At 38.9% G+C, this 20,940-nt stretch carries 37 protein-coding genes; 34 read left to right on the forward strand and 3 right to left on the reverse strand.

Annotated elements, in window-relative coordinates; genetic code table 11:
- Positions 1-3: 3 nt before the first annotated feature.
- From rplB to ACG72T_RS09530, 32 genes are all read left to right on the forward strand, one after another.
- Positions 4-837 (forward strand): 50S ribosomal protein L2, encoded by an 834-nt coding sequence (gene rplB, locus ACG72T_RS09375; protein WP_395265952.1) that lies wholly within the window; start codon positions 4-6, stop codon positions 835-837.
- Positions 838-871: 34 nt separating this feature from the next.
- Positions 872-1,150: a 30S ribosomal protein S19 gene (rpsS, locus tag ACG72T_RS09380; protein WP_395265953.1), complete on the forward strand. Its 279-nt coding sequence runs from the start codon at positions 872-874 to the stop codon at positions 1,148-1,150.
- 17 nt (positions 1,151-1,167) lie between these two features.
- On the forward strand, positions 1,168-1,521 hold the full coding sequence (gene rplV, locus ACG72T_RS09385; RefSeq protein WP_120144181.1) for a 50S ribosomal protein L22: 354 nt from the start codon (positions 1,168-1,170) through the stop codon (positions 1,519-1,521).
- A gap of 18 nt (positions 1,522-1,539) precedes the next feature.
- Positions 1,540-2,217, forward strand: coding sequence for a 30S ribosomal protein S3 (rpsC, locus tag ACG72T_RS09390; protein WP_395265954.1), 678 nt, complete (start codon positions 1,540-1,542; stop codon positions 2,215-2,217).
- 3 nt (positions 2,218-2,220) lie between these two features.
- Positions 2,221-2,652, forward strand: a complete 432-nt coding sequence (gene rplP, locus ACG72T_RS09395) for a 50S ribosomal protein L16 (protein WP_395265955.1) — start codon at positions 2,221-2,223, stop codon at positions 2,650-2,652.
- Positions 2,642-2,836, forward strand: coding sequence for a 50S ribosomal protein L29 (rpmC, locus tag ACG72T_RS09400; protein WP_010018524.1), 195 nt, complete (start codon positions 2,642-2,644; stop codon positions 2,834-2,836). The genes rplP and rpmC overlap by 11 nt, the downstream gene beginning before the upstream one ends.
- A 22-nt stretch (positions 2,837-2,858) precedes the next feature.
- Entirely contained in the window at positions 2,859-3,134 is a 276-nt protein-coding gene (gene rpsQ / locus ACG72T_RS09405; RefSeq protein ID WP_041501339.1) for a 30S ribosomal protein S17, read from the forward strand.
- Between the two features lie 29 nt (positions 3,135-3,163).
- Entirely contained in the window at positions 3,164-3,532 is a 369-nt protein-coding gene (rplN, locus tag ACG72T_RS09410; RefSeq protein WP_025084417.1) for a 50S ribosomal protein L14, read from the forward strand.
- A 32-nt stretch (positions 3,533-3,564) separates the two neighbouring features.
- Entirely contained in the window at positions 3,565-3,807 is a 243-nt protein-coding gene (rplX, locus tag ACG72T_RS09415) for a 50S ribosomal protein L24 (protein WP_395265956.1), read from the forward strand.
- 16 nt (positions 3,808-3,823) lie between these two features.
- On the forward strand, positions 3,824-4,366 hold the full coding sequence (gene rplE / locus ACG72T_RS09420) for a 50S ribosomal protein L5 (protein ID WP_395265957.1): 543 nt from the start codon (positions 3,824-3,826) through the stop codon (positions 4,364-4,366).
- 17 nt (positions 4,367-4,383) lie between these two features.
- On the forward strand, positions 4,384-4,569 hold the full coding sequence (locus ACG72T_RS09425) for a type Z 30S ribosomal protein S14 (RefSeq protein ID WP_010018530.1): 186 nt from the start codon (positions 4,384-4,386) through the stop codon (positions 4,567-4,569).
- A gap of 29 nt (positions 4,570-4,598) precedes the next feature.
- Positions 4,599-4,997, forward strand: coding sequence for a 30S ribosomal protein S8 (gene rpsH, locus ACG72T_RS09430; RefSeq protein ID WP_102196865.1), 399 nt, complete (start codon positions 4,599-4,601; stop codon positions 4,995-4,997).
- Between the two features lie 30 nt (positions 4,998-5,027).
- Complete coding sequence (gene rplF, locus ACG72T_RS09435; protein ID WP_395265958.1) at positions 5,028-5,558, forward strand: 50S ribosomal protein L6; 531 nt, start codon at positions 5,028-5,030, stop codon at positions 5,556-5,558.
- 16 nt (positions 5,559-5,574) lie between these two features.
- Positions 5,575-5,940: a 50S ribosomal protein L18 gene (rplR, locus tag ACG72T_RS09440; RefSeq protein WP_395265959.1), complete on the forward strand. Its 366-nt coding sequence runs from the start codon at positions 5,575-5,577 to the stop codon at positions 5,938-5,940.
- An 18-nt stretch (positions 5,941-5,958) separates the two neighbouring features.
- Positions 5,959-6,459 (forward strand): 30S ribosomal protein S5, encoded by a 501-nt coding sequence (rpsE, locus tag ACG72T_RS09445; RefSeq protein ID WP_395265960.1) that lies wholly within the window; start codon positions 5,959-5,961, stop codon positions 6,457-6,459.
- 17 nt (positions 6,460-6,476) lie between these two features.
- Entirely contained in the window at positions 6,477-6,662 is a 186-nt protein-coding gene (gene rpmD, locus ACG72T_RS09450; RefSeq protein ID WP_041501346.1) for a 50S ribosomal protein L30, read from the forward strand.
- A 30-nt stretch (positions 6,663-6,692) separates the two neighbouring features.
- Positions 6,693-7,133, forward strand: a complete 441-nt coding sequence (rplO, locus tag ACG72T_RS09455; protein ID WP_395265961.1) for a 50S ribosomal protein L15 — start codon at positions 6,693-6,695, stop codon at positions 7,131-7,133.
- A complete protein-coding gene (gene secY, locus ACG72T_RS09460; protein ID WP_395265963.1) occupies positions 7,133-8,428 on the forward strand; it encodes a preprotein translocase subunit SecY in 1,296 nt (431 codons plus the stop codon). Before rplO ends, secY begins: the two co-directional genes overlap by 1 nt.
- A 14-nt stretch (positions 8,429-8,442) precedes the next feature.
- Positions 8,443-9,096: an adenylate kinase gene (locus ACG72T_RS09465; protein WP_057891235.1), complete on the forward strand. Its 654-nt coding sequence runs from the start codon at positions 8,443-8,445 to the stop codon at positions 9,094-9,096.
- 95 nt (positions 9,097-9,191) lie between these two features.
- Positions 9,192-9,410: a translation initiation factor IF-1 gene (gene infA, locus ACG72T_RS09470; RefSeq protein WP_010018544.1), complete on the forward strand. Its 219-nt coding sequence runs from the start codon at positions 9,192-9,194 to the stop codon at positions 9,408-9,410.
- A gap of 32 nt (positions 9,411-9,442) precedes the next feature.
- Positions 9,443-9,559, forward strand: coding sequence for a 50S ribosomal protein L36 (gene rpmJ, locus ACG72T_RS09475; protein ID WP_010018546.1), 117 nt, complete (start codon positions 9,443-9,445; stop codon positions 9,557-9,559).
- A gap of 23 nt (positions 9,560-9,582) precedes the next feature.
- Positions 9,583-9,948, forward strand: a complete 366-nt coding sequence (gene rpsM, locus ACG72T_RS09480; RefSeq protein ID WP_395265964.1) for a 30S ribosomal protein S13 — start codon at positions 9,583-9,585, stop codon at positions 9,946-9,948.
- Between the two features lie 21 nt (positions 9,949-9,969).
- Positions 9,970-10,356, forward strand: coding sequence for a 30S ribosomal protein S11 (gene rpsK / locus ACG72T_RS09485; protein WP_025023834.1), 387 nt, complete (start codon positions 9,970-9,972; stop codon positions 10,354-10,356).
- A 63-nt stretch (positions 10,357-10,419) separates the two neighbouring features.
- On the forward strand, positions 10,420-11,358 hold the full coding sequence (locus ACG72T_RS09490) for a DNA-directed RNA polymerase subunit alpha (protein WP_119325798.1): 939 nt from the start codon (positions 10,420-10,422) through the stop codon (positions 11,356-11,358).
- 30 nt (positions 11,359-11,388) lie between these two features.
- Entirely contained in the window at positions 11,389-11,769 is a 381-nt protein-coding gene (gene rplQ, locus ACG72T_RS09495) for a 50S ribosomal protein L17 (RefSeq protein ID WP_057891232.1), read from the forward strand.
- A 186-nt stretch (positions 11,770-11,955) separates the two neighbouring features.
- A complete protein-coding gene (locus ACG72T_RS09500; RefSeq protein WP_395265965.1) occupies positions 11,956-12,789 on the forward strand; it encodes an energy-coupling factor ABC transporter ATP-binding protein in 834 nt (277 codons plus the stop codon).
- A complete protein-coding gene (locus ACG72T_RS09505; protein ID WP_395265966.1) occupies positions 12,765-13,619 on the forward strand; it encodes an energy-coupling factor transporter ATPase in 855 nt (284 codons plus the stop codon). The genes ACG72T_RS09500 and ACG72T_RS09505 overlap by 25 nt, the downstream gene beginning before the upstream one ends.
- A gap of 3 nt (positions 13,620-13,622) precedes the next feature.
- On the forward strand, positions 13,623-14,420 hold the full coding sequence (locus ACG72T_RS09510) for an energy-coupling factor transporter transmembrane component T family protein (protein WP_395265967.1): 798 nt from the start codon (positions 13,623-13,625) through the stop codon (positions 14,418-14,420).
- Between the two features lie 3 nt (positions 14,421-14,423).
- Positions 14,424-15,170: a tRNA pseudouridine(38-40) synthase TruA gene (gene truA / locus ACG72T_RS09515; protein WP_395265968.1), complete on the forward strand. Its 747-nt coding sequence runs from the start codon at positions 14,424-14,426 to the stop codon at positions 15,168-15,170.
- A gap of 126 nt (positions 15,171-15,296) precedes the next feature.
- Positions 15,297-15,740, forward strand: a complete 444-nt coding sequence (rplM, locus tag ACG72T_RS09520; RefSeq protein ID WP_395265969.1) for a 50S ribosomal protein L13 — start codon at positions 15,297-15,299, stop codon at positions 15,738-15,740.
- Positions 15,741-15,753: 13 nt separating this feature from the next.
- The gene (gene rpsI / locus ACG72T_RS09525; RefSeq protein WP_395265970.1) at positions 15,754-16,146 is read left to right on the forward strand and encodes a 30S ribosomal protein S9; all 393 of its coding nucleotides are present in this window, start codon (positions 15,754-15,756) and stop codon (positions 16,144-16,146) included.
- 90 nt (positions 16,147-16,236) lie between these two features.
- Positions 16,237-16,752, forward strand: coding sequence for a GNAT family N-acetyltransferase (locus tag ACG72T_RS09530; protein WP_395265971.1), 516 nt, complete (start codon positions 16,237-16,239; stop codon positions 16,750-16,752).
- 158 nt (positions 16,753-16,910) lie between these two features.
- Here ACG72T_RS09530 and ACG72T_RS09535 read toward each other — a convergent pair whose 3' ends face one another.
- Positions 16,911-18,014, reverse strand: coding sequence for a YdcF family protein (locus tag ACG72T_RS09535; protein WP_395265972.1), 1,104 nt, complete (start codon positions 18,012-18,014; stop codon positions 16,911-16,913).
- 170 nt (positions 18,015-18,184) lie between these two features.
- On the opposite strand from ACG72T_RS09535, the gene ACG72T_RS09540 reads away from it, so the two are divergent.
- Together ACG72T_RS09540 and ACG72T_RS09545 are read left to right on the forward strand one after the other, a co-directional pair.
- Positions 18,185-19,012 carry a Cof-type HAD-IIB family hydrolase gene (locus tag ACG72T_RS09540; protein WP_395265973.1) on the forward strand — a complete coding sequence of 276 codons (828 nt, stop codon included), beginning with the start codon at positions 18,185-18,187 and terminating at the stop codon, positions 19,010-19,012.
- Positions 19,013-19,017: 5 nt separating this feature from the next.
- On the forward strand, positions 19,018-19,518 hold the full coding sequence (locus tag ACG72T_RS09545) for a macro domain-containing protein (RefSeq protein WP_395265974.1): 501 nt from the start codon (positions 19,018-19,020) through the stop codon (positions 19,516-19,518).
- Between the two features lie 84 nt (positions 19,519-19,602).
- Here the strand turns inward: ACG72T_RS09545 and ACG72T_RS09550 are convergent, their stop codons facing one another.
- A complete protein-coding gene (locus ACG72T_RS09550; RefSeq protein WP_395265975.1) occupies positions 19,603-20,466 on the reverse strand; it encodes an SDR family oxidoreductase in 864 nt (287 codons plus the stop codon).
- Positions 20,463-20,891 (reverse strand): MarR family winged helix-turn-helix transcriptional regulator, encoded by a 429-nt coding sequence (locus ACG72T_RS09555; protein ID WP_395265976.1) that lies wholly within the window; start codon positions 20,889-20,891, stop codon positions 20,463-20,465. Before ACG72T_RS09555 ends, ACG72T_RS09550 begins: the two co-directional genes overlap by 4 nt.
- Positions 20,892-20,940: the final 49 nt, after the last annotated feature.

The raw sequence follows: 20,940 nt of genomic DNA on the forward strand, positions 1-20,940 counted from the left end.
ATAATGGCGATTATCAAGTATAAACCAACCACAAACGGTCGTCGTAATATGACAGGTTCTGACTTTTCTGAGATCACTAAGACAACTCCTGAAAAGACACTTCTAGAATCACAAAGCCATACTGCTGGTCGTAACTCATACGGTCATATTACAGTTCGTCACCGTGGTGGTGGACACAAACAAAAATACCGTGTTATTGATTTCAAACGTATCAAAGACGGTGTCAAAGCTACAGTTAAGGCAATCGAATACGATCCTAACCGTACAGCAAATATTGCACTTATTCACTATTCAGATGGTGTTAAATCATACATCTTAGCTCCTAAAGGTCTTGAAGTAGGGCAAGTTATTCAATCTGGTAAAGAAGCTGATATCAAACCAGGTAACGCACTTGTACTTGCTGACATTCCTGTTGGTACTACAATCCATAACGTTGAATTGAAACCTGGTAAGGGTGGTCAAATCGGCCGTTCAGCTGGTACATCAATCCAATTGCTAGGTAGAGATGGAAAGTACTCAATCTTACGTTTACCTTCTGGTGAAGTTCGCTTGGTTCTTTCAACTTGCCGTGCAACTGTTGGTTCAATCGGTAATGAACAACATGAACTTATTAAGATTGGTAAAGCTGGTCGTAAGCGCTGGTTAGGTATGAGACCTACAGTTCGTGGATCAGTTATGAACCCTAACGATCACCCACACGGTGGTGGTGAAGGTAAAGCTCCTATCGGTCATCCATCTCCTATGTCACCATGGGGTAAGAAGACTCTTGGTAAGAAAACTCGTTCAACTCATGCCAAATCTGAAAAGCTTATCGTTCGTCATAGAAAAGGTAAGTAGACTATTCATTAGAATAATATAAGGAGGACATAAGATGAGTCGCAGTTTAAAAAAAGGACCATTCGCAGATGCACACCTTCTAAAGAAGATCGATGCACAAGCAGATTCTGACAAAAAGTCAGTTATCAAGACATGGTCAAGACGTTCAACAATTTTTCCTAGTTTCGTAGGATATACAATCGCAGTTCATGATGGACGTAAGCATGTTCCAGTTTATATCCAAGAAGATATGGTTGGACACAAGTTAGGTGAATTCGTACCTACACGTACATTCCATGGTCACGCAACAGATGACAAGAAGACAAAGAAATAAGAAGGGAGACTTAAATGATGGCAGAACAAGAAATTACATCTGCAACAGCTAGAGTTACAAACGTGCGTATTGCACCTCGTAAGGCTCGCCTTGTTATTGATCTAATCAGAGGCAAGCAAGCTGCTGAGGCACTTGCAATTTTGCAATTCACACCTAGAGCAGGCTCTCCAATTATTGCTAAAGCTCTTAAGTCAGCAATTGCAAACGCAGAACACAACTTTGATTTAGATGCACAAAACCTCTTCGTTAGCGAAGCATTCGTAGACGAAGGACCAACTCTAAAACGTTTCCGTCCTAGAGCAAAGGGTTCAGCATCACCAATTAACAAGAGAACAAGTCACATTACAGTCGTTGTAAGTGAAAAAGAATAGTATAGGAGGTAACTTTTAGTGGGTCAAAAGATTAATCCAGTCGGATTCCGTGTCGGTGTTATCCGTGACTGGGATGCCAAATGGTATGCAAACAATAAAGACTTTTCAACATTTTTACATGAAGACCTTAAGATTCGTAAGTATATTGAAGACAAACTTTCAAATGCTTCTGTCTCAAGAATCGAAATCGAACGTACTGCTAAGAACGTTACTGTTTCAATTCACACTGCTAAACCAGGTATGGTTATCGGTAAAGGTGGTTCTGAAGTTGAAAAATTACGTAATGAACTAAATAACTTAACTAACAGAAACATTCACATCAACATCATCGAAATCAAGAAACCTGATTTAGATGCAAAACTTGTTGGTGAAAGCATCGCCCGTCAACTTGAAGCTCGTATTGCTTTCAGACGTGCACAACGTCAAGCAGTTCAACGCTCAAGACGTGCAGGTGCTAAGGGTATCAAGGTACAAATTTCTGGTCGTTTGAACGGTGCTGATATGGCTCGTCGTGAATGGCATACAGAAGGAACTGTTCCTTTGCACACATTACGTGCTGATATCGATTATGCTTGGGTTGAAGCAAAGACAACATACGGTAATTTAGGTGTTAAAACTTGGATCTATCGTGGTGAAGTTCTTCCTGCTAAACCACAACATAACGACGAAACAAAAAATGAAGGGAAAGGAGAATAATCTATGCTAGTACCAAAACGTGTAAAACACCGTCGTGAATTCCGTGGCAAGATGCGCGGAGAAGCTAAAGGTGGCAAAGAAGTTACATTTGGTGAATATGGTTTGAGAGCACTTGACTCAAGCTGGATCACAAATAGACAAATTGAAGCAGCCCGTGTTGCTATGACTCGTTACATGAAGCGTGGTGGTAAGGTTTGGATTAAAATCTTCCCTCATAAATCATACACTGCTAAGGGTGTAGGTGTTCGTATGGGTAATGGTAAAGGTGCTCCAGCTGGTTGGGTAGCTCCAGTTAAACGTCAAAAGATTTTGTTTGAAATCGGTGGTGTTTCTGAAGAAGTTGCTCGCGAAGCTTTGAGACTTGCATCACACAAACTACCTGTTAGAACTAAGTTTGTAAAACGTGAGGAAGTAGGTGGCGCTGATGAAGGCTAGTGAAATCAAAGAGCTAACTGCTGCTCAATTGCAAGACAAAGTTAAAGAATATAAAGAAGAACTATTCAACTTGCGTTTCCAACAAGCTACAGGCCAATTGGAAAACACAGCTCGTCTAAAGGCTGTAAGAAAGAACATTGCAAGATTAAGAACAGCTCAAAACCAAAAGAATAACGAAAAATAATAAACAGGAAGGGGACATCAAGTTGAGCGAAACACAAGAAACTCGTAACCGTCGTAAGGTATATCAAGGACGCGTTGTTTCAGACAAGATGGATCAAACAATCGTTGTAGTTGTTGAAACTACTAAACAACATCCAGTCTATGGAAAACGTGTAAGATATTCTAAGAAATATTACGTTCAAGATGATAACAACGAAGCAAAAGTTGGCGATATTGTACGTATCATGGAAACTCGACCTTTGTCAAAGACAAAGCGCTTCCGTTTATTAGAAATCGTCGAAAAAGCAGTCAAAATCTAGACCATAACTGATGAGAGGAGGGCCAAAACGTGATTCAACAAGAAAGTCGTCTAAAAGTTGCAGATAATTCTGGAGCTCGTGAAATTCTAACAATTAAAGTTCTTGGTGGTTCAAACCGTAAGACAGCTAATATCGGTGATATTATCGTAGCTACTGTCAAACAAGCAACACCAGGTGGCGTTGTTAAAAAGGGTGACGTCGTTAAAGCTGTTATCGTAAGAACTGTATCAGGTGCTCACCGTACAGATGGTTCTTACATCAGATTTGATGAAAACGCCGCAGTTATTATTAATGCTGATAAAACACCTAGAGGAACACGTATCTTCGGACCCGTTGCTCGTGAACTACGTGATAACGATTTTATGAAGATCGTATCCCTAGCACCAGAAGTGCTATAAAAAGAACAATTAAATTCAGGAGGTGCTGAATAGTGTTTGTAAAAACTGGAGACAATGTCAAAGTTATTGCCGGTGATGCTAAGGGCAAGACAGGCGTAGTTAAAAAAGCTATCCCTGCTGCTAACAAAGTTATCGTCGAAGGCGTTAACGTTGTAAAGAAACACTCTAAGCCAACCAACGCTCAACCCCAAGGTGGAATTGTTGACGTTGAAAGACCTATTAGCGCAACTAACGTTAAAGTTGTAAGTAAGACAACTGATAAAGAAGATAAATAAGAAAGGAGAAAACTAAATGGTTAACGCATTAAAAGAAAAGTACGTTAGCGAAATCACACCATCAATGATGAAGAAGTTCAACTATTCATCAGTCATGGAAACACCTAAAGTTGAAAAGATTGTTTTGAACATGGGTGTTGGTGATGCAATTGCTAACTCAAAGAATCTTGACGAAGCTGTTGAAGAACTAGGTTTGATTGCTGGTCAAAAACCTTTGATCACAAAAGCTAAGAAATCAATCGCTGGTTTCAGACTTCGTGAAGGTATGTCAATCGGTGCTAAGGTTACACTTCGTGGTGACCGTATGTATGACTTCCTTGACAAACTAATCAACATTGCTTTACCACGTGTTCGTGACTTCCGTGGTGTATCAACACGTTCATTCGATGGCCGTGGTAACTACACATTAGGTGTTAAAGAACAATTGGTTTTCCCAGAAATTGACTACGATAAGGTTAACAAAATCCGTGGATTGGACATCGTTATTGTTACAACAGCTAACACAGATGAAGAATCACGTGAATTGTTATCACAAATCGGTATGCCATTCACAAAATAAATTAGGAGGTAAATTCATTGGCTAAGAAATCTCAAATCGTACGTAATCATAGACCCGCAAAGTTCTCATCTCAAGCTTATACACGTTGCGAACGCTGTGGACGTCCACATTCTGTATATCGTAAATTCAAGCTTTGCCGACTTTGCCTTCGTCAATTGGCTCATGAAGGTCAAATCCCTGGTATGAAAAAAGCTAGCTGGTAAGATTTTAATAAAAAAAGGAGGCAAATCAAATGGTCATGACAGATCCTATTGCAGATTACTTAACACGTATTCGTAATGCAAACATGGTTAAACATGAATCTCTAGAAATTCCTGCTTCAAACATCAAGAAGAGCATGACAGAGATTCTTAAGAATGAAGGATTTATCAAGGATTACGAAGTTATCGAAGATAACAAACAAAACGTACTTCGTATTTTCTTAAAATATGGTAAAGATCAACAACGCGTCATTTCAGGCTTGAAACGTATTTCAAGACCAGGTCTACGTAGTTATGTTGATTCAGATAACGTGCCAAAGGTTCTTAATGGATTAGGTATCGCTATTCTTTCAACTTCAAAAGGTGTTATTACTGACAAAGAAGCCCGCGCTCAACACGTTGGTGGAGAAGTAATCGCTTATATTTGGTAATATACTTAAAAAGTAAGGAGGTGCACTAATTTGAGTCGTATCGGTTATAAAGTAATTGAAATTCCAGCCGGAGTTACAGTTACTCAAAAAGATGAAAACATCACTGTTAAAGGCCCTAAGGGTGAATTAACAAGAGAATTCAGTCCAAAGATCAAGTTAACAATCGAAGGTAATGAAGCTAAGTTCACACGTGAAAGTGAAAATGATAAAGCTCTTCACGGAACAATGCGTTCAAACCTTAACAACATGATCATTGGTGTTACAGAAGGTTACGAAAAGAAACTTGAACTACGAGGTGTTGGTTACCGTGCACAAGTTAAAGGTGACACATTGACACTTTCAGTTGGATATTCACATCCAGTTGTTATGGATGCACCAAAAGGTATCAAGATCGAATCTCCTTCAAATACAGAAATCAACGTTTTAGGTATTTCAAAGCAAAAGGTTGGTCAATTTGCTGCTGAAATCCGCGATGTACGTTCTCCAGAACCTTATAAAGGTAAAGGTATTCGTTATGTTGGCGAATATGTACGTCGTAAAGAAGGTAAAACTGGTAAATAGTAAATAAATCTATGAGGTGAAAATTGTGATTACAAAACCAGACAAGAACAAAGCACGTCAAAAACGTCAAAGACGTATCCGTGCCAAAATCTCTGGTACTGCTGAGCGCCCACGCTTAAACGTATTCCGTTCGAATAAAAACATTTACGCTCAAATTATTGATGACGTAAAGGGTGTAACGCTAGCAAGTGCCTCAACTCTTGATAAAGAAATTAAAGACGGTTCAAAAGTTGAACAAGCTGAAGCTGTTGGTGCATTGATTGCACAAAGAGCACAAGAAGCTAAAATTAGCAATGTTATCTTTGATCGTGGCGGTTACCTATATCACGGTCGTGTTCAAAGTCTTGCTGAAGCAGCTCGTGAAAATGGGCTAAAATTCTAGAAGGAGGAAACCAAATTTATGACATATATCGATCCATCTCAATTAGAATTAGAAGATCGCGTTGTCTCAATCAACCGTGTTACTAAGGTTGTTAAAGGTGGACGCCGTCTACGTTTTGCTGCTATCGTAATCGTTGGTGACAAGAATGGTCACGTAGGTTTCGGTACTGGTAAAGCTCAAGAAGTTCCAGAAGCTATTCGTAAAGCTGTTGAAGATGCTAAGAAGAACCTTATTAGTGTTCCTATGGTTGGTTCAACAATTCCTCATGAAGTTATCGGTACTTACGGTGCTGGTAGAATCATGTTGAAGCCTGCTGAAGAAGGTTCTGGTATTGCTGCTGGTGGTGCTGTTCGTGCCGTTATCGAATTATCAGGTGTTGGTGATGTTACAAGTAAGTCACTTGGAAGAAATACACCAATCAACGTAATTCGTGCAACAATCGATGGACTAAAACAACTTAAGACTGCCGAAAGCGTTTCTGAAATGCGCGGAATCTCAGCCCAAGAATTGCTTAACTAGAAGAAAGGTGTGTAATAATGGCTAAACTTAAAATTACTCTAATTAGAAGTGCAGCTCACCGCCTTCCTGCTCAACGTAAAACAGTCAAAGAACTAGGCCTCGGAAGAGTTTCAAGTTCTGTTGTTAAGCCGGATGATGCTGCAATTCGTGGTGCTGTACGTAAAATCGCTCACTTAGTAAGCGTTGAAGAAGTTAAAGATTAATAAATTTATAAGAGATTAGGAGGTGCAATAATGGAACTAAACGAACTTAAGCCAAGTGCAGGCTCAAGACATGCAAGAAAACGTCTAGGTCGTGGTACTTCAAGTGGTACAGGTAAAACTGCTGGTCGTGGTCAAAAAGGTCAATTGGCTAGATCAGGTGGTAAGACACGTATTGGTTTTGAAGGTGGACAAATGCCTTTGTTCCGTCGTATGCCAAAACGTGGATTCAATAACATTAACCGCAAGGAATATGCTATTGTAAACCTAAGTGATTTAAGTAAGTTTAATGATGGTGCTGAAGTTAATGCAGAAACATTAAAAGAAGCTGGTATCATTAAGAAACAATATAATGGTGTTAAGTTGCTTGCTAACGGTGAGGTTAGTGCTAAGTTAACTGTTAAAGTTGCTAAGAGTTCAGCCGCAGCTACTAAAGCAATTGAAGCCGCTGGTGGCACTGTCGAGGTGATCTAATGCTTGGAACTATCAGAGATGCTCTAAAGGTAAAAGAAATTCGTAAGAAGATCCTATTTACCTTGATGTTACTTGTAATATATCGTTTAGGATCACAAATTACCGTTCCCGGAGTTAACGCTGCGGCAATGGAAAAGGTTGGTTCCACTGGACTTGTTCCTCTGTTGGATACCGTTACCGGTGGTGGTCTTTCGAACTATTCCATTTTCTCAATGGGTGTTTCACCATTCATCACGGCTCAAATTGTTGTTCAACTTTTACAAATGGATATTGTTCCTAAGTTTGTTGAGTGGAGTAAACAAGGTGAAGTTGGCCGTAGAAAGTTAAATCAAGTAACGAGATATTTGACGATTGTTTTAGGTTTTGTTCAGTCGATCGGTATTACAGCCGGTTTTAACCAATTAAGTGGTTTGGGATTAGTCAAATCTCCAAATATGTGGGCTTTCGTTTCCATCGGTATCATTTTAACCGGTGGTACGATGCTTCTTACTTGGATCGGTGAGCAGATCACTGAAAATGGTCTCGGTAATGGAGTTTCCGTAATTATTTTTGCTGGTATCATTGCTCGTTTCCCTAATGGGATTCAACAAATTTACCGTGATTATATTACAAATTCCAGTTCAGCAGATCTTGCTAAGAATATTGGCTTCCTAGTTGCCCTTGTGGTAATCATTTTGATTGTTGTTCAGTTTGTAACTTACGTTCAACAAGCAAACAGACGAATTCCAATTCAATATACAAGACGTGCTGCTGGTAGTGGTAGTGAAAGTTTCCTACCATTAAAGGTTAACGTTGCTGGTGTTATTCCCGTTATCTTCGCTAGTTCATTTATTGTTACGCCTCAAACAATTTTGATGGCCTTTCAAGCAAATCACAGTGGAGATCAATGGTATCAAGTATTAACTGAAATATTCAGTATGCAGACTACAACAGGTTCGATTATTTATACATTGTTGATTGTATTATTTACATTCTTCTATGCATTTGTTCAAGTAAATCCTGAGAAGCTTGCAGAGAACCTACAAAAACAAGGGGCTTATATCCCTGGAGTTTGGCCTGGTAATGAAACAATCAAGTTTATGTCAGGCGTTTTGATGAGACTATCAACTGTCGGAGCTGCGTTCCTAGGTTTAGTTTCATTGCTTCCATTATTAGCTGCTAACTTGTTCAACTTACCTCAATCCATCGGATTAGGTGGTACGAGTTTGTTGATCATCGTTGGTGTTGCTTTGGAAATGGATCGTCAATTACGTGGTCTTTTGATGAAACGTGAATACGTTGGATTTATTAGATAATTGGAGATGTGACAATGAATATTGTATTGATGGGATTACCTGGTGCAGGTAAAGGTACTCAAGCAGAAAAGATTGTTGAAGATTTTAAAGTTGTTCATATTTCAACAGGTGACATGTTTAGAGCTGCTATGGCCAACAAGACAGAAGTTGGTTTGAAAGCAAAAGGGTTCATCGACAAAGGTGAACTTGTTCCAGATGATGTTACCGAAGCTATCGTTGAAGAACGTTTAGCTGAAGATGATGTCCAAAAAGATGGATATATGTTAGATGGATTTCCGAGAACTCTTGAACAGGCTAACGCTTTACAGACAATTGCAAAGAATGTAAACAAACCGATAGATGCTGTCATCTATATCGATGTAAAGCCTGAAACATTAGTTGATCGTTTATCTGGAAGATATATTTGTTCTAACTGTGGCGCAACTTATCATAAGATCTACAATCCTACTAAGGTTGAAGGAACATGTGATGTCTGTGGCGGACATGATTTTTATCAACGTGAAGATGATAAGCCTGAGACTGTTAAGAATAGATTGAAAGTTAACATTGAAATGAATACACCATTAATTGATTTTTACGACAAGTTGAACTTGTTGCACAAGATCAATGGTGAACAAGAAATAGATGAAGTTTATAACGAAGTCAAGAAAGTTTTACAAAACTTGTAAAACTTTTTGCTTTGAATGTTTACATGTACGGAAAATTATTGTATAATTCGCCAGTATATGCAGAATAATTTCATCCCGTATGGAGGTTAATATCTTTGGCAAAAGAAGATGTCATTGAAGTAGAAGGTACAATTTCAGAAACATTGCCTAATGCGATGTTTAAGGTAAAACTTGAAAATGGCGCTACAGTTCTAGCCCATGTATCAGGTAAAATCCGCATGCACTACATTAGAATTTTACCCGGTGACAAGGTTACCGTGGAATTATCCCCTTATGATTTAACCAAGGGAAGAATTACATATAGATATAGATAATAAGTTTTTTAATGGAATGGAGGTTCCACAATATGAAAGTAAGACCATCCGTTAAACCTATGTGCGAACACTGTAAAGTAATTAAGAGACGCGGCCGCGTCATGGTTATTTGCTCTGCAGATCCAAAGCACAAACAAAGACAAGGATAATAAAATAGGAGGTGCATTGATTAATGGCTCGTATAGCAGGTGTAGATTTACCTCGTGATAAGAGAATTGTTATTGCTTTAACATACATTTTTGGTATTGGCGAAACAACAGCTCAAAAAGTGCTTAAAGATGCAGGCGTATCAGAGGACGTTCGTACAAGAGACTTAACTCCTGATCAAGAAGATAAAATTCGTGCAGAAGTTGATAAAATTCGTGTCGAAGGTGACTTACGTCGTGAAGTAAGCATGAACATCAAGAGACTACAAGAAATTGGCTCATATCGTGGTATGAGACATCGTCGTGGTTTGCCAGTTCGTGGACAAAACACAAAGAATAATGCAAGAACTCGTAAGGGTAAGAAGATTACCATTGCTGGTAAGAAGAAGTAATAATAAGATAGGAGGTTAATCATGGCACAAAGTAAAGGTCGTAAGCGTCGTACTAAGAAGCATATTGAATCTGGTGTTGCACATATCCACTCCACATTCAACAATACACTTGTTATGATCACTGATGTTAACGGTAATGCCGTTTCATGGTCATCAGCTGGTGCACTAGGATTCAAGGGTAGTCGTAAATCAACACCATTTGCCGCACAAATGGCTGGAGAAGCAGCTGCTAAAGAATCAATGGAACATGGTATGAAAACAGTCGAAGTAGCTGTTAAGGGTCCAGGATCTGGTCGTGAGGCTGCAATCCGTTCACTACAAGCTACTGGTTTGGAAATTACTGCTATTCGTGATGTTACACCAGTTCCTCACAATGGTTCTCGTCCTCCAAAGCGTCGTCGTGTATAGAATGGTTGTATACCCATATGAACTAAGCTACACACATTTCGTTTTGAAAGGGGAACTAACCGAATGATCGAATTTGAAAAGCCATCTATTACTTCTGTTGAAGAAAGTAGTAGTTACGGTAAATATATTATCGAACCGCTTGAAAGAGGTTATGGTACAACTTTAGGTAATTCATTACGTAGAGTTTTATTAGCATCATTACCTGGTACTGCGGTATCTGATATTCAAATAGACGGTGTATTGCATGAATTTTCAGCTGTTGATGGCGTAATTGAAGACGTTACCCAAATCGTGCTTAACGTTAAGAAATTAAAGCTCAAGTCTTATGCTGAAGACAGTTTAAAAGCTGAAATCGACATTGTTGGTCCAGCTACTGTTACAGCTAACGATATCAAAGCTGATGATGACTTGGAAATCCTCGATCCAGAACAATTTATTTGTACTGTTGCTGAGGGTGGACACTTCCACATGCAAATGACAATTAAAAATGGTCGTGGATATACTCCTGCAGAACAAAATAAGACGGACGAAACACCTATTGGTGTTCTTCCAGTTGACTCGATTTTTACACCTGTAGAAAAAGTTAACTATCAAGTTGAAAACACTCGTGTGGGTAAGAGAAACGACTTCGACAAATTAACAATCGATATCTGGACAAATGGTTCAATTGGACCACGCGAAGCTATTAGTTTGTCAGCTAAGATCCTTACAGAACATCTAAACAGTTTTGTAAACCTTACTGAAGAAGCTAAGAGTGCTGACATGATGATCGAAAAAGAGGAAACTCAAAAAGAAAAGAAACTTGAAATGACTATTGAAGAACTTGACTTGTCAGTTCGTTCATATAATTGTTTGAAGCGTGCTGGTATTAATACTGTGCAAGAGCTTACTGAAAAATCCGAAGCTGATATGATGCGTGTTCGTAACTTAGGACGCAAGTCACTAGTTGAGGTTAAAGAAAAGCTTGCTGATCTTGGATTGTCATTGAAGCAAGAAGACTAATAATATCAAATTCAAACAGGAGGTATAGACATGGGCTACCGCAAATTAGGACGTACAAGTTCACAAAGAAAAGCAATGTTGCGCGATTTAACTACTGATTTAATCATTAATGAACACATTGTAACAACTGAAACTCGTGCTAAAGAGATCAGTCGTACAACAGAAAAGATGATAACCTTAGGTAAACGCGGAGATTTGCATGCTCGTCGCCAAGCTGCTGCTTATGTTAGAAACGAAGTTGCTAACATTACAGAAGATGATGACGCAGTTGTTGTTCAATCAGCTCTTCAAAAACTTTTCAGTGATATCGCACCTCGTTACAAAGAACGTAATGGTGGATACACACGTATTTTGAAGACAACTCCACGCCGTGGAGATGCTGCTCCAATGGTTATTATTGAATTAGTTTAATAATAATTGTTTATTAATTATTAAAAAATCAGTCATTCTGATGAATTAGTGAGTGTTAAGATGATGGTCATTTTTGACTAAGTCTATCTCTGAGATCTCCTTAATTGGAGACACTAATTTGTCGAATGATTTTTTTTTGCTCAAATTTGTTATGATAGACGTAAAACATTTCGAGGGAGATAACTTTTGGAAAATATTATTTCTATTAAAGACTTAAACTATACTTATCCAGAAGCTAAGCATCAGGCAATTCGTGATCTCACGCTTGATATTCATAAGAATGAATGGCTATCGATCGTAGGAAAGAATGGTAGTGGCAAATCAACGTTGACCAAATTGATCGATGGATTGATAGAAGCTGACTCAGGTACGATTGCAATCGATGGACAAGTGATTGATGATCAAAATATTTGGGAGGCAAGAACCAAAATTGGGATTATTTTCCAAAACCCTGATCACCAATTTGTTGGTGCTACGGTGGAAGATGATGTAGCATTTGGCCTAGAGAATCAAGGTATGCCTCGTGAGCAGATGGTAAAAGAAGTTGACCAGGCTCTAAAATTAGTCAAGATGGCTGATTTTAAGAAGCGTGATCCCCAATCGTTATCCGGAGGACAAAAACAGCGGGTAGCGATTGCGGGAGTCTTGGCAACTAGACCCCAGATCATAATCATGGACGAATCGACTAGTATGCTGGACCCAGACGGTCGTAAGACGGTCTTGAATTTAGTTCAACAATTACGCAGTCAACAAGACTTGACGATTATTTCAATTACCCACGATATTGAAGAGACAGAACTGTCCCAAAGAATCGTTGTTTTGAATGACGGTCAGATTGTTCGAGATGGGACTCCGGATACGATCTATGAATTAGGCTCGGATTTACAAAAATATGGGCTTGAGGAGCCATTTACAAGTCAATTAATGTCAACACTAGGGGATAAAGTTAACTTGCCTCAAAACTACTTAAATGAAGAGGAGCTAAAGGAAACCTTATGGAAATTGTCTTCGAACATGTAACACATTCATATAATCCAGACAGTCCCACCGCTAGTTTAGGTCTTGACGATGTCTCACTAACAATTCAAGATAAAAAATTTACGGCTATCGTTGGTCAAACAGGTAGTGGGAAGTCAACTCTAGTTCGACATATCAATGCCCTTTTGAAACCAACTTCTGGTACGATAAAAGTCGGAGATCGTTTGATTACGCCTACGACCAATAACAAGAATCTGAAACCACTGCGCAAACAAGTAGGTATGGTCTTTCAATTTCCCGAAAATCAGTTGTTTGAAGAAACTGTGGAAAAAGATATCATGTTTGGACCCATGAACTTTGGGGCTACGGAAGCAGAAGCTAAAGCAAGCGCTCATGCAATGATCCAAAAAGTTGGTTTGGATGAATCCTTGTTGAAACAGTCGCCCTTTGATCTATCTGGTGGACAGATGCGGCGTGTGGCAATCGCGGGGGTGTTGGCTAGTGATCCCGAGACAATCATCTTAGATGAACCGACAGCTGGCCTGGACCCAGTGGGACGGCAAGAAATCATGGACTTATTCAAGGGGTTGCAAGCTCAGGGGAAAACGATCATTTTGATCACGCACAATATGGACGATGTGGCTAATTACGCCGATGAAATGGCAGTTATCCACCGTGGAAAACTTGTGGCTCAAGGTAAACCACCAAAAGTTTTCAACAACCAGGCTTTAATTAAAGATGGACTCTTGACCTTACCAAAGAGTGCTGTCTTTGCTAAAGACTTAATGGAGAGAAACTTTCAATTCACTGAATTACCGATTACAATTGACGAACTAGGAACTAAGATCAAACAACAGATAAATGGTGATTAATTAATGAATAAAATAATATTGGGAAGATATTTACCGGGAGATTCGATTATCTATCGCTTGGACCCTCGTGGTAAATTTCTGGCAACTTTTTTCTTTGTGGGGATTGTATTTCTAGCAAATAATGTGGCTTCTTATGGCTTTATGTTAATTTTCGTATTGTTTGCTGTCTATTTATCAAAAATCAGCTTTAGCTTCTTTTTAAAAGGACTGAGACCAGTCTTTTGGCTGATTCTGTTTACCGTTGCTTTGCAGTTACTATTTACGCCTAGCAGCCATCCAATTTGGCACTGGGGGATCTTTACACTGTCAAAAGAAGGGGCAGTAATTGCTGGCTATATCTTTATTCGCTTTATTTTAATTATTTTTATTTCGACCTTATTAACATTGACCACGACACCGATCGAAATTTCCGATTCAATCGAGAGCATTCTTAAACCGCTGAAAAAAATCAACTTTCCAGTGACTCAAGTAGCTTTAATGCTGTCGATTGCATTGCGATTCGTGCCGCTATTGGTTGATGAAACAACTAAGATCATGGACGCTCAACGGGCTCGTGGAGTTGACTTTGGCGAAGGTGGATTGATCAAGCGGATCAAGTCCTTTGTGCCAATTCTGATTCCTCTGTTCGTCAGCAGTTTTTCAATTGCCTATGATTTAGCGATTGCGATGGAATCACGAGGCTATAAGGATGGAGAAGGCCGTAGTAAATATCGGGTTCTCAATTGGGGACGACAAGACAATCTGATGGTGCTTTCGATGGCAGCTTTAACAGTGATTTTACTTTTATTACGGAGTTATTAATTTATGACAAGATACAAACTAACCATCGCCTATGATGGGACTAAGTTTCATGGCTTTCAACGACAAAATGAGCTGCGGACAGTTCAGGGTGTTTTAGAAAAAGCCTTGACGAAGATGACAAAAGGGCAGCAGATCGACGTTTTCGGTTCTGGTCGGACTGATGCCGGAGTGCATGCTTTAGGACAAGTGATTCACTTTGATTATCCAGGGAAGATCCCGGCAGAGAGTATGTTAAAGGCAATCAATTCGTTAATGCCATTAGATGTCGTCGTAAAAGATGCTCAGATTGTCGATGAGAATTTTCATGCCCGCTTTGGGGTGAAACGAAAGACTTATCAATATCGTGTCGCTTTAGGACATTATACGGATCCCTTCAAACGTTTTTACACAGGTCATTATCCTTACAAGCTGTCTGTGGATAAAATCCAGTTAGCGTTACAAGATCTAATTGGGGAACATGATTTTACCAGTTTTGCGGCTTCAGGCGGTGTGATAGAAAATAAAGTTAGGACTATCTATTCTGCAACATGCGTGTATAATGAGAACAATGACGAATTAGTTTTCGAATTTACAGGCAATGGCTTCCTATATAATATGGTTAGAATTTTAGTTGCTACTCTGTTGGAGATTGGTAATGGGCGTCGGGATGTACATGATTTCTTGCGATTATTTGAAGTTAAAGATCGCCAAGAAGCACGTGGTACAGCACCAGCTAGCGGGCTATATTTAAAAGAAGTTTTTTATGAATAATCTGTGGATAAATATTGACTTAGGGTTAAAATCACAGTATTATTGTAACTGGTATTGTTTGCCCCACGATAAGCCCCGGAAACTTATTGAGTTGTCAAACAGACGTAGAAACTGGAGGAAATTAAAGTGCGTACAACACCATTAGCAAAAGCAAGTGAAGTTGAACGTAAATGGTATGTAATTGACGGTGAAGATGTTGTCTTAGGTAGACTTTCATCAGTTGTTGCTTCTATTCTTAGAGGTAAGAACAAACCAACTTACACACCTAACGTTGATACAGGTGACAATGTGATTGTCATCAATGCAGATAAAGTTAGATTAACAGGTAAGAAAGCTAAGAATAAGATTTATTATTCTCACTCAGATCACCCAGGTGGGTTGAAGAGTATCAGCGCCGGCGAAAAGCAAGCTACAAAGCCAGAACGCTTTGTTGAAGATTCAATTCGCGGTATGTTGCCTAAGAACACTCTTGGTCGTCAAGAAATTAAGAAGTTGCATGTATATGCAGGTTCAGAACATAACCACCAAGCCCAAAATCCAGAAATGTTGGATATCAACAAACTAATTTAAGGAGGAAAAGAATTTGGCACAAGTATCATACGCCGGAACAGGTCGTCGCAAGGACTCAGTTGCTCGTGTACGCCTAGTACCCGGAAACGGAAAGATTACTATCAACAAACGTGATGTCAAAGATTACATTCCTTTTGACAATTTGATTGCTGATATGAAACAACCTCTAGATATTACTGAAACAGCAGAAAGCTATGACGTTATTGCTAACGTTAATGGTGGAGGCTTCTCAGGACAAGCTGGAGCAATTAGACATGGTATCGCAAGAGCACTTCTTGATGTAGATCCTGATTTCAGACCTTCACTCAAGTCAGCTGGCTTCTTGACACGTGACCCTCGTATGAAGGAACGTAAGAAACCAGGTCTTAAGAAAGCCCGTAAGGCTTCACAATTCTCAAAACGTTAATATTTATATTTTCTGTTTTGGATCAAAAACATCTCTCAGTGTGAGGGATGTTTTTTTGTTAGCATTAGATTATGAAAAGAGGGAAAATTTATGCTTAATGTAGAAAACTTATCCACAAGTTATCAAGTACGTAAATTGACAGTTCAAGATGCCAATAAAGCTTTTGCATTAGTTCAAAGCAATCCAACTTATTTTTCTTATTGTCCACCACAGGCAACGCGTCACAGTATTTTGGAAGATATGAAAGTCGTACCAGCTAACAAAACCTTGGATGACAAGTATTACGTCGGTTTCTTTAAGGATAATGATCTAATAGCTATCCTTGATTTGGTTACTTCATATCCTGATGATAAGAGTGCTTGGATGGGATTTTTCATGGTCGACGCCAAATATCAAGGTAAGGGTATTGGAAGTTCCATTATGAGTGATGTATTAAGTGCTGTGGAAAATTCTGGGATAAGTCGAATAGAATTAGCCTATGCCAAAGGAAATGTTCAGAGCGAACAATTCTTGCTCAAGAATGGCTTCGTTAAAGACGGACGGGAAATTCCAGTTCCCGGTTATACAGTTGTTGTGATGGAGCAGAATTTAGCGGGCATGGTTTAACTATTTCATAGAGAGTTCCGAAAATTTTAATTCGAATGGAACATATTTTAAAGGAAATTATTAATATTATGTATCGACAACTGAATGATAAGGTTGCCGGTATTTTTTTGCCCAAATCAAAAAACGCCTAATCACCAGAGGTGACCAGACGTGAAAGTTTATTTTGCCATTATGTCGACGTAAATAGTTACGGCAACCATCAATAGAGTCATTACACCAATGAAGCCGATCACAATCAAGTGTCGCTTCTTGTTCATTAAGAGAATTGCCACAAACTCTCGGATCAAAGCATTTGGCAAAAAGTAAAATCTAGTGGGTGCACCGACGCCGTTAGCTGCTAAGTCGGCCATTTTGGCGAAGAGACCGGCCCGGAAGATATGATAATTATTACTGAAAAATTTGATATTGGCCTCATCATTGCCATAATCTTTGGTGATAATTGATTTAGAAAACTGCATATTCTGCAAAGTGTTACGCGACTTATCTTCGAGAATAACTAAATCTTTATCCCAGCCATGTTCAATAGCATAATCAGCCATGGCTCTGGCCTCGGAGAGTTTTTCATCAGGTCCTTGTCCGCCAGAGAAGACAATTTTAGGGGCAGGCCGGCCTTTTTTGATCTGTTTGTTAGCAAATTTAATCGCCGCATCGATACGGCTGCCGAGTAATCGTGAAACTTTGTCACCGTTGATCAAACCGGCCCCGAGAACGATTAAGTAATTGGCTTTGTACCCCCGAGGAACGAATTGATATAGGAAGACATTGGCTAAAAAGTTGTAAGAACAGACTAACAAGTACATACCGACGAAGGGCAAGCAGGAAATCAAAGTGTTGAACCAATCAGGTAAGAATTTAGAATGTTCAGCCATAAAGACATTGGCAAACCATAAAACAATCAAAAAGATTGCCAGAAGCAAGGTCAACATGTTTGATAGATTATGGCTTTCACGTTTCCAAACGACAATGGCGTTCCACAGTAACAAAGCCCACATGAATACCAATGTTAAAGCAATCACACCAAGTATTAGTAAAAATAACGTGCCCATAATGACGATGAACGGTAAATTACCCGTACTGAAAATCAAGATTGCTAACTCAGTCAAGAAAGCAATAAAGAAAATTGTGAAGGTGATACCGTTGAGCAACCTTCGTGGTTCCCGCAACCACAAAAATAGGAAAATTCCGAATAAGACGATAGTGGCTAATCCCCAATAAGCTGAGATCTTTTGTAGAGAGTCCATATACGGAGTAAGTTCGTTCATAAAATCACCTCTATAAGACAAATTATTACTTTCTCCGAAATAATCATATTAAGTTTATCATAGTCAGTTATCTCTATTGAATAATTACTTTTTTGAATTAATCTCGACAAATGATTAAATGGGTGAAATATGTTACGGTGATTTCAGGAGAAAATATAGGGGTGAAAAAGATGAATGAGATTAAATTAATTTTGAGTGACATTGATGGGACGATTTTAAATGACGAAAATGTGGTTGATAGCGATTTAAAAGCAACTGTAAATAAATTACGTAATAAGAATGTACCTTTCATTTTGGCCTCAGCTCGTTCACCTAAAGGGATGCTGCCAATCGCCAAAGAACTTGCAGTAATGGATAATCCGATTGCTTGTTATAACGGCGCTTTGGTAATCAAGAATCTTGATAAAAAGTCTTATACGACAATCTTGAGCCACGAATTAAATCCTGATGAAGTTAAGAAAATCATTACTAGCGTTCATCAAAAATATCCACAAGTTTCGATCAACTTGTATTCAGGGTCAGATTGGTATGTTGAAAAAATCGACAAATGGGTTGAAATTGAGTCAGACATTACGCAGTTAGAACCGATTGTAACTGATGTGGAAAAATTGATTTCGACGGCACCAATCCATAAGATTTTATTAATTAGCGAACCAGAAGAGATTGCTGAAGCTTTAAATAACTTCCAGGCTGAAAGCTTGGTTGACAGTTCGTTTTATCTATCAAAACCAAATTATCTTGAAATTACTAACAGTCATGTTTCCAAAGAGAAAGCTCTGCGTGAGTTAGCGAAAATGTACGATTTATCTCTTGATAAGACGATGACGCTTGGTGATAATTTCAATGATCTTCCCATGCTTGAGTTGGCCGGATTAGGTGTTGCTATGCAAAATGCACCTAGTGCCGTCAAGAAAAGTGCTAAGGTAGTGACAGAGAGCAACAACCAAAATGGTGTATCAAAAGCTATCCACAAATATGTGTTGAACGAAAAGAGGTAATATTTATGGAAAAAATTTCTATTGTTAAAGGCGATATTGCCTATTTACCATTTCATGTCGATGCAATCGTCAATGCAGCTAATAGTGCCCTAGTTCCGGGTGGTGGAGTCGATGGAGCTTTGAATAGAAAGGCTGGTCCAAAACTTGGTCAAGCAATGCTTGAAATAGGTGGTACGCCTACGGGCAGTGCTGTCTATACCAAGGCTTTCGAGCTTAATGCAGACTATGTTATTCATGCTGTCGGACCGCGTTATAACGATGGCGAACATGGGGAAAAGGACTTGCTGATCAAGGCATACGATTCCGCAATGAAGTTAGCTCAAAAATTGGCGGTCAATTCGATTGCCTTTCCATTTTTGAGTGCTGGAATTTACAATTATCCATTAGGGGATGCCATTGCTATTGCAATCGAAACGGTTAAAAATTTTGATTTCGACGGCTTAGTTTATTTCATTGCCTATGATGATACGATTGAAAGTTTAGCTAAGAAATATTTGTATATGTAGAATTTGGTCATCCAAAACTGATCATTGTGACACTAAAAAGCCTCTGATATGAATCAGAGGCTTTTTATATACCATTAAAGTTTTCTAGCTCAATTGATTTTTATAGTCGTTCAAATATGTCTGCATGTCTCTAGGTGCGTGGTCTAAAACTTGAGAGCATTCGTCAGTCACTTCTTTAGCATTGCCCATTTGGGTAATCAGATAAAGCATGACCATTACATTGACATAATCTTTCTTGAGCCCACGTTTAATCATCGTGTGACGGAATCTTAATAAACTAGGTTTGCTGTAAGTAACCGTATGACCAAAAGTTTTAGTCATTAAATCAGCGATTTCAAAGTAAGTCAGTGCTTGTGGTCCGGTGATATTAACTTTTTTATTAAGATACTTATCATCTAAAAGGGTTACTCCAGCGACTTCGCCGATATCTCGTGTATCGATAAAACTAGTTTTAGCATGGCCAGCAGGGATGAAGAGGTCGTGATTCTTTTGAATATCGAAACGGTGGGTCGTATTGAGGTTTTGCATAAAGAAGCTGGGGCGAATGAAGGTATGAGGAATATTTAACTCTTCGATCATCTTTTCAATCTTATGATGTGGTGTCATTGGGTTGTGTTCGACTCCCATTAATGAAACAAAGACTAAACGTTGAACTTTTTTAGCTTGAACAAACTTTAAGAAGGGTAACATTTCCACTTTCGGATTAGCTAATTGGGGTGGACGAATAAAGAAAATCTTTTCTACGTCAGCCATTGCTGGTTTGAAGGATTCAGAGTCCAGAAAATCGAAATATCTTAGTTCCACTTCTGGATACTTGGCAAGAGTCCGGCGGTCTTTTTCCAAATCATGGGCACCAGCTACGATTGAAACATTGTCTTGTTTTGAGAGGTAATCCACTAGTGGTAAACCAATATTACCAGTGGCTCCGATTACTAAAATTTTTGTCATGATTTAATTTCTCCATTTAATTTAATTAAGAGCTCTTGAAGCTTTTTTTGTTCATCAGGGGTGAGGACAGTTAAGTATTGGTTCAAAAGTTGATCGCTAGTTTGTTCACCAGCTGTTAAAGCTGTTTCACCAATAGCAGTCAGCCCTAAAAGTTGCGATCGTTGGTCGTTAGGGTTGGGTTCTTTGTAGATCAGCTTTTTTTTGACCAAGCGTTGAATGATTCCGGACATTGTTGGTTTATCCATATCTAAAATCTGACACAAAGCATTCGCTGTTGGACCAGTCTGATGAATCGTTATCCAGAGATTTATCTGTTGAATCACTGACCATTGTTGAATGGTGATATCTTGCGATTGCAGCTTTTGATTCAATTCATAGCGCAATTGCTTGGTGATTTTAATTAATAAATAACCAATGTTGTTCACGGGCACACCTTCTTTTTATTTATAGTTAGTATACTAACTACTTTCTAAT

The sequence above is a fragment of the Companilactobacillus sp. FL22-1 genome, assembly GCF_043951805.1.
Lineage (GTDB): Bacteria > Bacillota > Bacilli > Lactobacillales > Lactobacillaceae > Companilactobacillus.

Excerpts from the sequence above, each read along its gene's own strand:
- ACG72T_RS09545 (WP_395265974.1), top strand. The coding sequence starts at position 19,018 with ATGGAAAAAATTTCTATTGTTAAAGGCGATATTGCCTATTTACCATTT.
- rplP (WP_395265955.1), top strand. The coding sequence starts at position 2,221 with ATGCTAGTACCAAAACGTGTAAAACACCGTCGTGAATTCCGTGGCAAG.
- rplE (WP_395265957.1), top strand. The coding sequence starts at position 3,824 with ATGGTTAACGCATTAAAAGAAAAGTACGTTAGCGAAATCACACCATCA.
- ACG72T_RS09490 (WP_119325798.1), top strand. The coding sequence starts at position 10,420 with ATGATCGAATTTGAAAAGCCATCTATTACTTCTGTTGAAGAAAGTAGT.
- rplQ (WP_057891232.1), top strand. The coding sequence starts at position 11,389 with ATGGGCTACCGCAAATTAGGACGTACAAGTTCACAAAGAAAAGCAATG.
- ACG72T_RS09510 (WP_395265967.1), top strand. The coding sequence starts at position 13,623 with ATGAATAAAATAATATTGGGAAGATATTTACCGGGAGATTCGATTATC.
- rplB (WP_395265952.1), top strand. The coding sequence starts at position 4 with ATGGCGATTATCAAGTATAAACCAACCACAAACGGTCGTCGTAATATG.
- ACG72T_RS09465 (WP_057891235.1), top strand. The coding sequence starts at position 8,443 with ATGAATATTGTATTGATGGGATTACCTGGTGCAGGTAAAGGTACTCAA.
- ACG72T_RS09540 (WP_395265973.1), top strand. The coding sequence starts at position 18,185 with ATGAATGAGATTAAATTAATTTTGAGTGACATTGATGGGACGATTTTA.
- rpmJ (WP_010018546.1), top strand. The coding sequence starts at position 9,443 with ATGAAAGTAAGACCATCCGTTAAACCTATGTGCGAACACTGTAAAGTA.
- ACG72T_RS09550 (WP_395265975.1), bottom strand. The coding sequence starts at position 20,466 with ATGACAAAAATTTTAGTAATCGGAGCCACTGGTAATATTGGTTTACCA.
- rpsM (WP_395265964.1), top strand. The coding sequence starts at position 9,583 with ATGGCTCGTATAGCAGGTGTAGATTTACCTCGTGATAAGAGAATTGTT.
- rplV (WP_120144181.1), top strand. The coding sequence starts at position 1,168 with ATGGCAGAACAAGAAATTACATCTGCAACAGCTAGAGTTACAAACGTG.
- rpsK (WP_025023834.1), top strand. The coding sequence starts at position 9,970 with ATGGCACAAAGTAAAGGTCGTAAGCGTCGTACTAAGAAGCATATTGAA.
- rplO (WP_395265961.1), top strand. The coding sequence starts at position 6,693 with ATGGAACTAAACGAACTTAAGCCAAGTGCAGGCTCAAGACATGCAAGA.
- truA (WP_395265968.1), top strand. The coding sequence starts at position 14,424 with ATGACAAGATACAAACTAACCATCGCCTATGATGGGACTAAGTTTCAT.
- ACG72T_RS09505 (WP_395265966.1), top strand. The coding sequence starts at position 12,765 with ATGGAAATTGTCTTCGAACATGTAACACATTCATATAATCCAGACAGT.
- rpsE (WP_395265960.1), top strand. The coding sequence starts at position 5,959 with ATGACATATATCGATCCATCTCAATTAGAATTAGAAGATCGCGTTGTC.
- rpmC (WP_010018524.1), top strand. The coding sequence starts at position 2,642 with ATGAAGGCTAGTGAAATCAAAGAGCTAACTGCTGCTCAATTGCAAGAC.
- ACG72T_RS09535 (WP_395265972.1), bottom strand. The coding sequence starts at position 18,014 with ATGAACGAACTTACTCCGTATATGGACTCTCTACAAAAGATCTCAGCT.
- ACG72T_RS09530 (WP_395265971.1), top strand. The coding sequence starts at position 16,237 with ATGCTTAATGTAGAAAACTTATCCACAAGTTATCAAGTACGTAAATTG.
- secY (WP_395265963.1), top strand. The coding sequence starts at position 7,133 with ATGCTTGGAACTATCAGAGATGCTCTAAAGGTAAAAGAAATTCGTAAG.
- rpsH (WP_102196865.1), top strand. The coding sequence starts at position 4,599 with ATGGTCATGACAGATCCTATTGCAGATTACTTAACACGTATTCGTAAT.
- rpsS (WP_395265953.1), top strand. The coding sequence starts at position 872 with ATGAGTCGCAGTTTAAAAAAAGGACCATTCGCAGATGCACACCTTCTA.
- rpmD (WP_041501346.1), top strand. The coding sequence starts at position 6,477 with ATGGCTAAACTTAAAATTACTCTAATTAGAAGTGCAGCTCACCGCCTT.